Genomic DNA, 13,866 nt, shown 5'->3' with positions numbered 1-13,866 from the left:
CAGAAGGCCGAGGCCGGAAGGCCGGAGACGAGAGCGAAGACAGGAGCAGGCATGGCCCCACAGCACGAACGTGTCCGGGTCCGCGGGTTGGTCGTGGGCGTGGTGGCGGCAGCGGTGTCGGCCGCCCTGGTGTCCGGTCCCGCGGCAGGGGCGGCGAGCGCCGGCGATGCCCGCGTTCCGGCGCCGGGGCCGACGGCGGCCGCGGCCGCTTTCCCGGACCCCGCACAGCGGCCCGTCCCCACGCCGTCGGTCCCCACGCCGTTGATCCCGGCGCCGTCGCTCCCCGCCCCGTCGGGCCCGGTCGTCATGCCCCCGGCCGTCCAGGTGCCGGGCGCACAGGGCCCGCCCTTCGGCGCCTTCCTCGGCTCCGACGAGCGGGGCGTGGCCCGGATCCGGGAGTTCAGCCGCTGGCTGGGCGGCGCCGAAATCCGTGTCGGCCACACCTACCTGCCCGGCAACGACTGGAGCGACATCGAGGGCGACATCCGCTTCCTCGAGTCGTGGGCGCGCTGGCGCAACGAGAAGGCCGACCGGATGCTCGTCCTCAACGTGCCCCTGCAGGAGCGCAACGAGGCGGGTGTCCCGGACCACGAGGTGCGGGAGCTGTTGCGCCGGGGCGCGGCCGGGGAGTTCGACCACCACTTCCGCGCGCTGGCCGAACGGCTGGTCCGGCTGAAGGTGCCGGACACGGTCCTCGTGCTCGGCTGGGAGATGAACGGCATCACGTACACCCACCGCTGCGGGCCGGACCCGGAGTCCTGGAAGACGTACTGGAACAGGATCGTCACCACCATGCGCGCGGTGCCGGGCCAGGAGTTCAGGTTCGACTTCACGCCGAGCCGCGGCCGGGACGACGTTCCCTGGACGCAGTGCTACCCGGGGGACGACACGGTCGACATCATTGGCATGGACTCCTACGACCAGCCGGCCGGAATGCCTTTCGACGAACAGGTCGAGGAGCCCTACGGACTGCAGGCGCACGTGGATTTCGCGAAAGCCCACGGCAAACCCATCTCCTATGCCGAATGGGGGCTTTTCCGCAACGGCGACAATCCCGAGTACATGCGGCGCATGCTCGCCTGGATGGACAAGCACAAGCCGCTGTACAACACGCTGTCCGACTACTGTCCGCACGGTGTGTGGCGGTGCGACAGGAACCCGGCCTCGTCCCACGTCTACCGGTCCCTCCTCTTCGGCCGCGGCACCGCGGTGCCCCCGGTGCTCGCTCCCGTGCCGCCGGTCCCACCCCCGCCGCCCGTCCCCGCCGCACCGCCGCCCGAGGAGGACTGCTCGCCGCTGGATCTGGGCAGCAGGGTGGAGTTCTGGCTCGGCGGGAAGTTCTGCCTCCGCTTCGACTGGTGACCGCGCACCCGCCGACGCGCCGCTGAACGCCCCCGCCCCCGCCGTCGCCGGCCCGGCCGGGCCCACCGCCGTCACCGCTGTCCGCGCGCATCGGCGGCCGGGGCGGGGCCGGGCACCGAGGCGGCGGGGGCGGGGGCGTCGTCCCCGCCGGTCCGCCGCGGCCGGGCCAGCAGGGCGAGCCCGCCCAGCAGACCGCCCGCGCTCGCCCCCACCAGAGCGGTCAACGCCGGCGAGGCGGACGTCGGCCTGCTCGGCTTCACCGCACGCGAGAACTGCACCAGCCGGACCTGGGTGCTGCTCCTGGCGGCGTCCGCGTGCCGGGTCAGCGCGCGGGAGACCGCGTTGGCCATGTCGACGGCGAGGTCGGGGCGTGAGGAGGTGGCCGAGACGGCGACCATCGGCGCGTCCGGCGAGGTCGCCGTGCGCACGCTGTCCTGCAGGGTCCGCACCGGCACGCCCGCCCACACCTGCGCGTCCCCGAGCACCGCCAGTTGCGTGGCCACCCGTCCGTACGCCTGCGCGAACCCGCGGGCGGATTCCGGGGTGGACTGCGCGGTCGGCACGGCGACGACGTAGCTGGTGGCCGTGTACGTCGTGGAGGTGAACAGGCCGTAAGCGCCGCCGGACAGGCAGCCGGCGAGGGTGCCGGCCACGATCACGGACCAGGCCGGCAGCCTCCTGGCACGGGCCAGGAACAGACGGAGCCGGAGGGTCGGAGTATCGGTCATGAGGAGCTTGCTCCCAGAGAGGAGGAGGAAGAGGAGGGGGACGACGAACGGGCGACAGCCGCCGCGTACACGTCCATGAGCCGGTCCGCGCTGCCGGTGATGCTGTAGCGGTGCGCGACCTGTGGGGCGGTGCGCGGCAGCGGGCCCGCCGCCCGGACCCCGGCGATCGCCCGCGCGTACGCCTCGGGGCCGCCCCGCACACGCCGGGCACCGGCCGCGGGCGGCGGCAAATCCTCGATCGCCGGACAGGAGGCATAGACCACGGGCAGGCCCGACGCCAGCGCCTCCACGACCGCCAGGCCGAAGGCCTCCTCCAGCGACGGGGACGCCAGCACGTCCATCGCCGAGGTGAGCGACGGCAGGTCGGGGCCCGGGGAGCCGTCCGCGACGTAGGGGCGTTCGCCGGTGAACAGGACCCGGTCGGCCACGCCGGCCGCACGGGCCGTGCGGCGCAGGGTGTGCTCCTCGGGGCCGCCGCCCACCAGCAGCAGCCAGTGGTCCTCCGGGAGCCGGGCGAGCGCGCGGACGAGGACGTCGAACCGCTTCCCGGCAGTGAGCCGGCCGACGCCGCCCACGACGAAGGCACCCTCCGGCAGGCCGAGACGGCGGCGGGTGCGCGCGCGCCGCTCTGCCTCGAAGCGGAAGCGGTCCAGGTCGATGCCGTTCGGGACGACCTCGATACGGGGAGCGGGCACGCCCCAGCGCTTCAGACGGTCGGCCACCGCCGGGGACACGGCGACCGTCGCCGAGCCGAGCCGCTCGCTGGAGACGTACAGTGCGCGCACCCCCGCCGTCAGCCTGCGGCCCTCCATCTGGGACTCGCCCAGGGAGTGTTCGGTGGCGACGACCGCGCGGACCCCGGCGACGCGCGCGGCGAGCCGGCCGTAGACGCAGGCCCGGTACAGATGCGTGTGCACCAGGTCGTAGCCGCCCGAGCGGATCAGCCGGACCAGCCGCGGGAGCGCGGTCACGTCACGGTTGCCGCCCATGCCGAGATGCGTGACGCGGACACCGTCGGCGGCGAGGCCCTCGGCGACCGCACCGGGGTTGGTGAGCGTCACGACGTCGCAGTCGACGGGCAGGTGACGCAGCAGCAGGCGCAACTGCTGCTCGGCCCCGCCGACGCCGAGGCCGGTGATGATGTGCAGAGCCCTCATGTCACAGGCCCTCCACCGGGCGCCGGCGCAGCCGGTGCAGCCGGTACTTCAGACGCAGGCGCCAGGCCGTGTCGTTCTGGCCGATGTGCACGCGCGGCAGGGCGTGCGGGCCGGTCAGCGGGCCGGGGTCGATGGCGCAGGCGTAGGCGTAGCCCGCCTCCCGCACGGCCCGTACGGCGCGGACGTCGACCGCGCCGTACGGGTAGCAGAAGCCGTCGGCCCGGGCGCCGGTCAGCTCCGCCAGCCGCTCGCGGCTTTCCGCCACCTCGGCCGTGAGGGCGAGGTCGTCCGCCCGGGTGAGATCGACGTGGGTCAGCCCGTGCGAGCCGATCTCCACTCCCTCGGCCGCCGCGCACCGGATGCCGTCCGCGGTCAGCAGCGGCTTGCGGGGGCCGAGCGGGTCCCAGGCGTTGTCGCCGCCGAGCCGCCCGGGCAGGACGAAGAGCGTGGCACCGCAGTCCCAGCGGCGCAGCAGCGGCAGGGCGTCGGTGACGAAGTCGGCGTACCCGTCGTCGAAGGTCAGTCCGACCAGGCGCCGCCCCGCGCCCCGGGCGCGGGCGGCGAGCAGGTCGGCCACGGACACGCCCCGCAGACCCCGACGGCGCAGCCAGGCCAGCTGCCCCTCGAGCCGCTCGGGCGTGACCGTGATGCGGTACGGATCGTCCGAGCAGTCGCCCACCGAGTGGTACATCGCCACCCACGGGACAGGGCCCGGCGGCGCGGCGGGACGCCCGCCGGAGTCGAAGGAATCGACGGAATCGACCGAGTCGACCGAGTTCACGGGACCGACGGAATCAACGGGAGCGGCCATGGGTGAGCCTTCGTGTGACGGTGCGTACGGAGCGCACGGCGGATGCGGAGCCCTGGACGCCCAGGGCCGGACAGAGCACGGCGAAGACGCCGGTCACGCTCAGAACGCCGGCCGCGAGCCCCGCCGCCGGGGACGCGAACCGGCTCGCGGCGAACGCCCCGGCGCCGGTGGCGACGACCGCGACGAGCACGGGCCTGCTCAGCTCGGCCAGGACCGGCCGGACCCGCAGGCGGACACCGCGGGGGCTGTCGCGGCGGGACGTTCGCAGACCGGTCAGCAGCAGGGCTGCCGTGACGGTGATGCCGAACGCGTTGGCGGCGGCGATCCCCGCGACCCCCCAGGGACGCACGGCGACGGCGCCGATCACCGACGTGGCGGCGATGCCCGCGCCCATCACCGCAAGGGGATACCAGCTGGGCCGGCCCGCCGAGAAGTACGAGCGGACCAGCGTCCCCACCAGGGTCTGCCCCAGCAGCCCGAGGGCGTACACACGCATGACGTCCGAGGTCGCCACGGTGTCGTCCGCGGTGAACGCGCCGCGCTGGAAGAGCAGTTCGATCATCTGCGGGGCGCAGGCGATCACCGCGGCCATGCCCGTCAGCACCACACAGGAGGACAGCACCAGGTCCCGTTCCACACGGTCGCGGGCGCGTTCGGTGTCCCCGTCCGCCAGCGCCCGCGCCACCACGGGGAAGGTGACGGTGCACACCATCAGCGACAGTGTCATCGGGATCTGGGCGACCTTCTGCGCGTAGTTCAGGTGCGAGATGGCCCCGGAGGGCAGGGAGGAGGCGAGGAAGCGTTCGACGAGGACCTGCGACTGGCGGCACAGCGCGAAGAGGAGGACGGCGGCGATCAGGACGAGCCGTACCGGCCGCTCCCGCGCGTCGCCCGCCGCCCCCCCGACGGCGGCCGGCGCGCGGGACACCAGCTGCCTGCACAGCGGAGGCAGTTGCACCAGCACCATCAGACAGCCGCCCACCGCGACCCCGGCCGCCGCGGCGCGCACGCCCCACGTGCGGCCGAGCAGGAACATCGCGGCGATGATGCCGGTGTTGTAGGCGACGTAGATGGCCCCGGGCGCGACGAAGCGGCGGTGCGCGCGCAGGGCGGCGCTGCAGTAGCCGGCGATCCCGAAGGCCAGCAGGCTGATCGCGGTGAGCCGGGTGCAGTCGACGGCCAGCCGGGGGTCGGGCAGGCCCGGCGCGAGGACCTGGACCAGGAACGGGGCCGCGGCGGCGACCAGGGCGGCCGTCGCGGCGAAGGCCAGGCACAGCCGGGGCAGCGTGGCGGCGATCAGGGCGCGCACCGGATCGCCCGGTTCACCCCGGGCGCGCCGGGCCAGCGCCATGCTGAACGCCGGGATCAGCGCGATCGCCAGCCCGTCCTCGATCAGCAGCGTGGCGGCGATCTCCGGCACGGTCCACGCGACCAGGAAGGCGTCCGTGTCGCTGCCGGCACCGAACAGCCGCGCCAGCGACTGGTCGCGCACCAGGCCGAGCAGGGAGCCGGCGATCGACAGCGCCGCCGTGACGAGCGCGGCCCGGGCCAGGAACTTCCGGGAAGCCGGGGCCGAGCCCGGCCCGGTGCCGTGCCCGGCGGGCGTGGCGGCCCGCGCCGCGGGCACGGCCACCGCCCCGTCGGTGTCGGTGTCGGCATCCGTGTCCGGGCCGGGGACGGGGCTCTGCGAGGGCACCACCGTCATCGCGCCGCGGCCCCCTCGACACGCTCCGCCACCGCGCCCGGCGGTACGACGTCCTCCCGCTCGCCGGCGGCCAGTGCCCACCACGCCGCGAGTCCGAGGCCCAGGGCGATCAGCATCGTGGAGGGGCCGCCGATGTCGCCGTACACGAAGTCGGTCAGCAGCCAGAGCAGCAGTCCGCAGGCGACGAGCCCGCAGTCGAGTCCCGGACCACGGCCGGGTCCCGGCAGGCGGCTGCGGACGCGCAGCAGTCTCCGCAGCCCGCACACCAGCAGGACCAGCCAGCCGCCGGCGAGTGCGACCAGCCCGATCAGGCCCTGCTCGCTCAGCACCAGCAGGTACATGCTGTGCGGCGAGAGCAGCGCCTGCTTCCGGTACTCCGTCCCCGCGCCCCCGATGTCACTGCCCGAGGACAGCGCCAGGCCGGCGTGCCCGTCGCGGTACTCGGGGAAGCCCTTGAGGCCCACGCCCGTCAGCGGCTGCTCGCGCCACATGCCGCCGGCGGCCGCCCACAGGGCGTACCGGTCCACGACGGACTGGTCGGGGGCGTCGCCGACCCGCGCGATGCTGTCGATCCGCTCCTGCAACCGGTCCGTGCCGATGCCGAACCCGCCGGTCAGGACCACGCCCGCGGCGGCCACGGCCAGGGCCACCTTCGGTGCGCGCCGCGGTCCGGCCAGGACCAGCTGTACGGCGCACGTCAGGGCGGTCGCGATCCAGGCACCCCGGCTGAAGGAGAGGGCGAGCGGCAGCAGCAGGGCCACCGCGCATCCGGTGGCCGTCACCCGCTGCCACACGGCCGCCCGGCCCAGCGCGATCCCGACCGCGCACACCAGGCCCAGGGAGACCGCCGTCGCCATGCCCATCACGTCGTGGGCACCGAAGGTGCCGACCGCCCGCACGCCCTCGCCCTGGTAGGAGGCGCCGGTCCCGGTGACGTACTGGTGCACGCCGACGGCCCCCTGCCACAGCGCGAGACCCACGAACGACCAGGCCAGCACCCGGAAGCCGGTGCGGTCACGGACCAGGACCAGCACGGCCGCCGGAACGAGCACGAAGACCTGCAGATAGCGGCCCAGGCCGGTGAACCCGGCCTCCGGCGAGGACGCCCCCATCGCGGCGAGCGCGAGCCCCACGACCGGCAGGCCCAGCACCACGGCCGCGGCGGGCGGCAGCGGGCGCCGCCGTTCACGCAGCAGGAGGATCACGCAGTACACCACCACCAGGGCGGAGACCACGTCCGCGGGCCCCGCTCCGTCGTAGGTCAGGGGCAGGGCCAGCAGGGCGGGCAGGGCCACCAGGGGCAGCACCGGCGCCGGCCCGGCGGCCCGGCGCGGGAGCGCTGCGGGGGCGGAACTCACGTCGGTCAGCTCCCCGTCGGACGGACCAGCGTGACCGCGGTGCGCAGCAGGATGCAGATGTCCTGCCACAGGGACCAGTCGTCGATGTAGGCGTTGTCGAACCGGCAGCGGTCCTCGATCGAGGTGTCGCCGCGCAGCCCGTGGACCTGGGCCAGGCCGGTGATACCGGTCCGCATCCGGTGGCGGGCCGCGTAACCCGGATAGGTCTGGCTGAACTGAGAGACGAAGTAAGGGCGTTCGGGGCGCGGCCCGACCAGGCTCATGTCGCCGCGGAGCACGTTCCACAGCTGGAGCAGTTCGTCGAGCGAGGTGCGCCGCAGCATGCGGCAGAACCGGCGCATCTCGTTCTCGTCGGCCACGCTCCACCGGGTCGCCGACTCGTGTTCGTCGACCGGCCGGTGCGTACGGAACTTCAGCAGCGTGAACGGCTCGCCGTTCCTGCCGATGCGTTCCTGCCGGAACACCACGCCCGGCCCGTCGCTGAGTCGCAGCGTCAGCGCGCACACCACCAGCAGCGGACCGGTCAGCAGCAGCAGCGTCCCCGACACGAGGATGTCGAGCACGCGCTTGCCCGCACTGCCGCGGCGCGCCGGTGACAGGTCCAGGCGACGGCACGGGAACCCGGCCAGCCGTTCCTGTGCCGGGTACGCGGGGGAGTCGGCGTCGATCTCCCGGACCACGCAGCCCGAGTCGGCCAGCGCACGCAGCAGCGGGCCCTGCCCGGCGCGTACCGAGGGGTGGACGGCCAGCACGGCCCGCACCCCGTTCTGGATGACCGCCCGCTCGACCTCCTCACCGGTGCGCAGCACCGGCAGGCCCTCGGTGCCGTCCGGCTGCTCGGCGACCACCCCCACCGGCCGCACGCCGCACCGCGGGTGCCGCAGCAAAGCGGCGGCCACGTGCTGCGCGGTCGCTGCCGGGCCGACGACGAGGGCCGCGTGCGGGTGGCGCCGCAGCACCGCGCGCCGCCGCCCGTGCACGGCCGCGCGCAGCGCGCAGCAGGCCGCCGACTGCAGGACGAGACCCGTCAGCACGGTACCGGCGGACACCGCCTGTTCCGGCCGGTACGCCGCCCAGAGCGCCGCGGATGCCAGCCAGGCCACCGCGCCCCGGCCGCAGACGGCGGGCAGTTCGTCCAGCAGCCCCGGCCCCGGCCACCGGCTGCCACGAGGCCGCAGCAGCAGCGACGCGGTGATCAGGAGGACGAGGAGCGGGGAGTGCCACTGGGCGCCGGACAGCGCCAGCGTGCCCGACAGGGCGGCCGCGGCGTCCGCGAGGAGCAGCGGAACGGGCGAGTCCGGCCGCGCCACAGGCCGCGGGACGGGCAACCGCAGCCCGCCGGCGGTGCCGCGCGGCGGCATGACGGAAACGGGCGGGGAGCCGTGCTCCCGCGGAGGTACGCCGGGGGAGGTCACGGTGTGTTCGGCGGTCACGAGCGGATGGACTCCCTGTACTCGGTGGGCTCGGCGCCGCGGGCCCGGCCGCGCTCGACGGCCCGGGACGGACCTGTTGCCCTCCTGCTGGAGGGCCAGGTGCCGAGCAGGTCGCGGTAGACGTCGGCGACCTGCGCGGCGGTGTGCCGTACGTCGTGGACGGACAGCACGTGCCGACGGCCCAGGACACCGAGCGACTCACGCAGTGGCGGGTCGAGCAGCAGTCCGGACAGGGCCCCGGCCAGTGCCTCCGGGTTCTCCGGCGGTACCAGACAACGGGGGGCGAAGGACGGCGGCAGGCTCTCGCGGGCGCCGTCGACGTCCGTGACCACCACGGGACGCCCGCAGGCCATCGCCTCCAGTGGGGCGAGGGCCATGCCCTCCCAGCGGGACGGCAGGACGACGAGATCGGCGGCCTGGTACCAGGGCGAGGTGTCGGGGACGGCCCCCGCGAACAGCACGGACTCCGGGGCCCGTGCGCGCAGCCGGTCGTGGTCCGGCCCGTCTCCGACCAGGACGAGCCGTGCGGCGGGCACCCGCCGCACGACGGAGTCCCACGCCCCCAGCAGGACGTCCTGCCCCTTCTGCCGGCAGAGTCGCCCCACACAGACCACGAGCGGCGTCGCGGGGTGGAGGGCGGCGAGCCGGGCGAGCCCGGCCCGCACGGCGCCGGTGCCGGACGGGCAGAAGCGCTCGGGATCGATGCCGTTGGGGACGACGGTCCACCGTCCGGTGATCCCGGCGTGCACGCCGGTCGTCCGTTCCGCCTCGCTCACGCACACCACCCGTGCGGCCCAGCGTGCCCCCCACCGCTCCCACGTGAGCGCGAGCGCCGCGGTGACCCCGCCCACCGCCTCGAACGACCAGGCGTGCGGCTGGAAGACCGTCGGAATCCGTCCCCGCACCGCGAGCCGCCCGGCGAGGCCGGCCTTCGCGCTGTGCGCGTGCACCAGATCGGGGCGCACCTCGTCGATCAGCCGCGCGAGGTGCGCCACCTCCCGCACGAGCGACGGGCCGGGCGACCGCGTCGCCCGCCAGTTCCGTACCTGCGCGCCGAGCGCCCGCAGGTGGAGGGCGAGTGGGCCGTCGGGGCAGACCGCGGTGACGTCCAGGCCGTCCGCCACCTGCGTACGGACCAGGTCGGCCAGCACGCGTGCGACCCCGCCGTCCACCGGCTGGGTGAGGTGCAGCACCCGTGGCCGGCGGCCGGAGGGGGACAGGGCGTCGCCCACGGATTCCCCGCGTGCGACGACGTCCGGGACGGGGGGTGGCGTGTTCATCGCCGGGCGTCGACGGCGGTGAACAGGACGCCGGCCCAGGCCGCGTCCGCCCGGGACGAGAGCCGGAAGCCCACTTGGTCGCCGGCGCGCAGCAGGTCACTCCCGAGGGTGAACACGTCGGAGTCGTAGCCGAGGGTGTTGGAATACGCCGGCACCCGCGCCGGGGCAGCCCCGGCGGGCCCGCTGATGGTGGAGTTCAGGACGTCCCCGGCCGGGTTGGCGGAGTCGGAGAGCGCCACGGTGGAGGCGGGCGAGCCGCTGGTCACGGTGAGCGAGTCGCCGGTGGTGCCGCGGTCGCCGTTGTACGCCACCAGCCCCACCAGGCCCTCCGTGCCCCCGGGGAGGTCCAGACCGCCGAGCCGGACCTCGGGACCCGTGCGGGACTTCAGCGGCGCGAAGCCGTCCCAGAGCGAGAGGTGCCGCAGCGGCTCCGCCGGGTTCTCGTACGCCACCACCAGGGTCCAGCCGCCCCAGGCGCCGGCCGCCGACCGTCCGGCGGCCACGTTGACCTGTGCCACGGTGTACGGACCCGGCCCGCTGTCGCGCACCAGCCCGGTCACGTCCGCCGAGGCCTGGAAGGCGTCCGCGCCGTCCGCCACGTCGTGTCCGACGACGGTGTCCGCGAGGAGCTCCTTGTACTCCCCGCCGGGTTCGGCGATCAGCACCCGCTCGTTGTCCTGTGCCGGTTTCTGTTCGCCCACGCGGAGGTTGCCGCCCCAGTACAGGCGTGCGTAGGTCACCCGGGAGCCGGAGGGCAGGCGGACCTCCGCGCGGGAGGAGTTGTAGGTGTTCGGGTCGCGGTCGACGTCGACGTAGAACATGTCGAAGTCGCCGTTCACCGCCTGGGCGCCCGCCTGCGCGCCCGCGCACGCGGGCGGCCGGTTCGTGCGGCAGGTGGCGGAGGAGTTGGCCGCGCGCACGATGCCGCCGTGCTGGAGCGCGTGATACCGCTGGCCGAAGGGGAGACTGCTCGCCTCCGGCGCGGGCGCCGCGGCCGGTGAGGCGGCGGGGGAGGCGCAGGGTGCCCACATCGCGACAAGTGCGAGGACACCCACCGTGGCAGGGCGAAGCAACTGGCTCAGGGAATGGCGCATGACCGTCGGAGCCTTTCGGAACGGATGGCGGTGACCGGATGGGTGAAGACGACGTCCGCGGTCGGCGGCACCGCCGGTGCCGGAGCCGTGCCCGAGGACGGCGACGACGAGCAGGACCGCCGGGGTGAGCAGGCAGCACGGCGAGTGCGATGCGTCCGCCTCTGGGGGTGCGTCGGCGCAACTCTAGCCACCAGCCGGACAAATTTGACGAAACTCAACCAACGACGACAAGTGTGTTGGAATCGTGAAGCCTGTCCTTCACCGGGCGGTACCCGGGCAGTTCCCGTCCGCCCCCTCGTCGGACAGGGCGGGGCCACACGGGTGAGAGCGTGGCACCGAAGGCCCGCCCCGCCACTCGTGCGGGCCAGGAACCCAGGTGCCCGCGCCCACCGTTCCGCCGGCGCCGGTGACACCGCCTGCCGCTTGATCTCATATGACGACTCGTCAATCCGTGGCCGCCCGGTTTCCGCGCCGGTCGGGGATCGTTAGGCACGACGACACAAAGCCCCCTCCGGCGACGCGCGTTGCCGAAGAAAGGAACATGATGAAGTCCCTGAAGGCTGCTGCCGTCATCGCCGGGTCCCTGATCGCCGCCGGCATGGCCGCGCCCGCGCATGCGCAGGAGATCGACCTGGCGTCCACCGGCCTCGACACCGGCCTGAACACGCGCACCGCGGTCCCCTTCGAGCTGATGCCGCTGCACGAGGAGTCGAGCGGCACCGAGAGCCGGAGCAGCTCGGTGTTCGGCACCGCGGAGGAGGCGGCGGCCGTGGTGAACGAGGTCAAGCCGGTGCACGGTGATCTGGGGCTGCACGCCTGAGGCACGCCGCACGAAGTCGGCCCCCGGTACGGACCGGGGGCCGACTTCCGTATGTGCGCCCCCTCGCGGCGCGGCGAGGGGGCGCACGTCGGTGACCACGCGGCGGGTCCGGCGGTTAGAGCAGCGGACAACCGTACGGACAAGGAGTGGATCATGGTCGTTGCCACCGGCGGGGCACCCGTGGGTGCCGAGGACGCGGCACCGGGCCCGGTGCCGCCCGCACCGGCGGGCAGAACCCGGCGGGAGGTGGCGCGCGGCCTGCGGGCCGGTGCCCTCGCCGGCGTCCTGGCTCCGGTGCTGGCCGCCTTCCGGTTCCCGCGCCCCGGACCCGCGACGGCGAACGCGCCGTCCCGCCCCGCCTTCGAGCGGACCTACCGCGGCCGCCGCATCCGGGGTGTGTGGGTGCCGGGGCGCACCGCGGCCGAGGACGGCCGGTGGCACGTCACGGTCGACGGCCGCCCCCTGCATCTGATGCGCCGCGCCGGCAACGGCTGGCTGAGCTCGGTCGACCACTACTGCTCGTACCGGACGCCGCTCGGGGCCGCCCGCGCCGCCGTCGACGCGCTCGGCCCCGGTGAGCGGCTGCGTGATGCGGCGTCGGCACCGACGGCCGGGGGACACGCGCACGGGGAGGGCCGCCATGGTGTACGTGCGTAAGGACGCCGGCACGCTCACGGCGGCCGAGCGGCGACGGTTCGTCAAGGCGCTGCTGGAGGTCAAGCGACGGGGCGAGTACGACGAGTTCGTGCGGATGCACCTCGCGTACTACTCCTCCGACGGGGAGCGCGGACTGCGCACCGCGCACATGGCGCCCTCGTTCCTGCCCTGGCACCGCCAATTCCTGCTCGACCTGGAGGACGCCCTGCGCCGGGTGGACCCGGTGGTGACCCTTCCGTACTGGGACTGGACCCGTGACCGCGCGACCACGTCCGCACCGTGGACGGCGGACCTCCTCGGCGGCAACGGGCGCCGCTCGGACCAGCAGGTGATGACAGGGCCGTTCGCGTACGGGGAGGGCAACTGGCCCATCCGGGTGGGCGTGACCGAAGGGGAGTTCCTGACCCGGGACCTCGGCCGCCGGCGCGACCCGATCGCCCTGCCCACCGCGAACGACCTGGAGCAGGCGCTGAAGGACCCCGTCTACGACGTGCGGCCCTGGGACTCGACCGTCACGCGGGGATTCCGCAACGGGCTGGAGGGCTGGAGCGCCGGCCGGGGCAGTGCCTCCTGGCGCAACCACAACCGGGTGCACCGCTGGGTCGGCGGTGCCATGCTCGGTGCAGCCTCCGTCAACGACCCCGCCTTCTGGCTGCACCACGCCTTCGTCGACCTGCAGTGGTACCGCTGGCAGCGCCGGCACGGCGGAGCCCGCTACCTCCCCGCCGCGCCGCCGGGCCGGGGCGACGAACAGCACGGCCGGGTCGTGGCACGGCACGAGAAGCTGCCGCCGTGGGACGTGACCCCCGACCAGCTGGAGGACGTCGGCGGGATCTACCGGTACGCGTGAGGGGCGCGGTCACCGGTATAGGCGGCCACCGGTACAAGGGGGAGAGCCCCGGCACCCCTGGGGGATGCTGTTGGTTGATCCGGGGCCTGCCTGCTTCGCCCCGTCGATCGTTTGATCGGCGGGGCGAAGTGCTGCGAAGTGGCTGGTGCGGGTGCGGGTGCGGGCTCGGGGTGTGTCGGTGAGGTGGGCGTCGATGCGGGCGAGGTTGGTCGCGGCGCCGGTGAGCTGGTGCTGGAGGCTGGTCTTCGCGAGGCCTTGGTAGCGGGGTCTGCGCAGGCCGCAGTGTCCGACGGCCTGTGGGATGGTGTCCTCGACACCGGCACGGGTCTTGTACCTCTCCTTCCGGGCATCGGTTCGCTGCTCGGCCCGGGCCGTGCGGACGGTTTCGTGTCCGTCGCGGCTCTGCCGGAGGTTGAGCTCGCGGCGTCGTGGCGAGGGTGAGTTGACGCAGTCACGCAGGTGAGGGCAGGGACGGCAGTCGGCCGGGCTGAAGCGGACCCGGATGACGGGCAGGTTCTGCTGGGAACGCCGCTCGGCCCACTGCGTACTGACGACACCGTTCGGGCAGGTCACCCGTTCGCGGTCCCAGTCGATGGTGAAGGCGTCCTGTC

The 13,866-nt window shown here is 74.5% G+C and carries 12 protein-coding genes and 1 pseudogene; 4 read left to right on the top strand and 9 right to left on the bottom strand.

The window, feature by feature from the left end:
- Positions 1-51: 51 nt before the first annotated feature.
- Positions 52-1,362: a glycoside hydrolase family 26 protein gene (locus TU30_RS17100; RefSeq protein WP_042170856.1), complete on the top strand. Its 1,311-nt coding sequence runs from the start codon at positions 52-54 to the stop codon at positions 1,360-1,362.
- 71 nt (positions 1,363-1,433) lie between these two features.
- Here TU30_RS17100 and TU30_RS17095 read toward each other — a convergent pair whose 3' ends face one another.
- The 8 genes from TU30_RS17095 to TU30_RS17060 form a co-directional block, all read right to left on the bottom strand.
- A complete protein-coding gene (locus TU30_RS17095; RefSeq protein ID WP_042170855.1) occupies positions 1,434-2,090 on the bottom strand; it encodes a hypothetical protein in 657 nt (218 codons plus the stop codon).
- The gene (locus TU30_RS17090) at positions 2,087-3,247 is read right to left on the bottom strand and encodes a glycosyltransferase (RefSeq protein WP_042170852.1); all 1,161 of its coding nucleotides are present in this window, start codon (positions 3,245-3,247) and stop codon (positions 2,087-2,089) included. Before TU30_RS17090 ends, TU30_RS17095 begins: the two co-directional genes overlap by 4 nt.
- 1 nt (position 3,248) lies before the next feature.
- Complete coding sequence (locus tag TU30_RS17085) at positions 3,249-3,938, bottom strand: polysaccharide deacetylase family protein (protein WP_042171366.1); 690 nt, start codon at positions 3,936-3,938, stop codon at positions 3,249-3,251.
- A 103-nt stretch (positions 3,939-4,041) separates the two neighbouring features.
- Positions 4,042-5,763, bottom strand: coding sequence for a murein biosynthesis integral membrane protein MurJ (murJ, locus tag TU30_RS17080; protein ID WP_042170850.1), 1,722 nt, complete (start codon positions 5,761-5,763; stop codon positions 4,042-4,044).
- Positions 5,760-7,121, bottom strand: a complete 1,362-nt coding sequence (locus TU30_RS17075; protein WP_042170849.1) for an O-antigen ligase — start codon at positions 7,119-7,121, stop codon at positions 5,760-5,762. The genes murJ and TU30_RS17075 overlap by 4 nt, the downstream gene beginning before the upstream one ends.
- Before the next feature lie 5 nt (positions 7,122-7,126).
- A complete protein-coding gene (locus TU30_RS17070; RefSeq protein WP_042170846.1) occupies positions 7,127-8,554 on the bottom strand; it encodes an exopolysaccharide biosynthesis polyprenyl glycosylphosphotransferase in 1,428 nt (475 codons plus the stop codon).
- Complete coding sequence (locus TU30_RS17065; protein WP_042170843.1) at positions 8,551-9,834, bottom strand: glycosyltransferase; 1,284 nt, start codon at positions 9,832-9,834, stop codon at positions 8,551-8,553. The genes TU30_RS17070 and TU30_RS17065 overlap by 4 nt, the downstream gene beginning before the upstream one ends.
- Entirely contained in the window at positions 9,831-10,928 is a 1,098-nt protein-coding gene (locus tag TU30_RS17060; RefSeq protein WP_042170841.1) for a hypothetical protein, read from the bottom strand. The genes TU30_RS17065 and TU30_RS17060 overlap by 4 nt, the downstream gene beginning before the upstream one ends.
- Before the next feature lie 541 nt (positions 10,929-11,469).
- Here TU30_RS17060 and TU30_RS17055 point away from each other — a divergent pair.
- The 3 genes from TU30_RS17055 to TU30_RS17045 all read left to right on the top strand — a co-directional run bounded on the left by TU30_RS17055 (position 11,470) and on the right by TU30_RS17045 (position 13,255).
- Complete coding sequence (locus tag TU30_RS17055) at positions 11,470-11,748, top strand: hypothetical protein (protein ID WP_234307888.1); 279 nt, start codon at positions 11,470-11,472, stop codon at positions 11,746-11,748.
- Positions 11,749-11,901: 153 nt separating this feature from the next.
- Positions 11,902-12,405: a tyrosinase family oxidase copper chaperone gene (locus TU30_RS17050; protein ID WP_042170837.1), complete on the top strand. Its 504-nt coding sequence runs from the start codon at positions 11,902-11,904 to the stop codon at positions 12,403-12,405.
- Positions 12,389-13,255: a tyrosinase family protein gene (locus tag TU30_RS17045; protein ID WP_042170834.1), complete on the top strand. Its 867-nt coding sequence runs from the start codon at positions 12,389-12,391 to the stop codon at positions 13,253-13,255. Before TU30_RS17050 ends, TU30_RS17045 begins: the two co-directional genes overlap by 17 nt.
- 78 nt (positions 13,256-13,333) lie before the next feature.
- Here the strand turns inward: TU30_RS17045 and TU30_RS17040 are convergent.
- Positions 13,334-13,866 (bottom strand): annotated as a pseudogene (locus TU30_RS17040) (transposase); the annotation flags it as partial.

Source organism: Streptomyces sp. NBRC 110035 (assembly GCF_000829695.1).
GTDB lineage: Bacteria > Actinomycetota > Actinomycetes > Streptomycetales > Streptomycetaceae > Streptomyces.
Note: the sequence above shows the minus strand (reverse complement) of the source record. Positions and strands in the feature narration are given on the sequence as shown.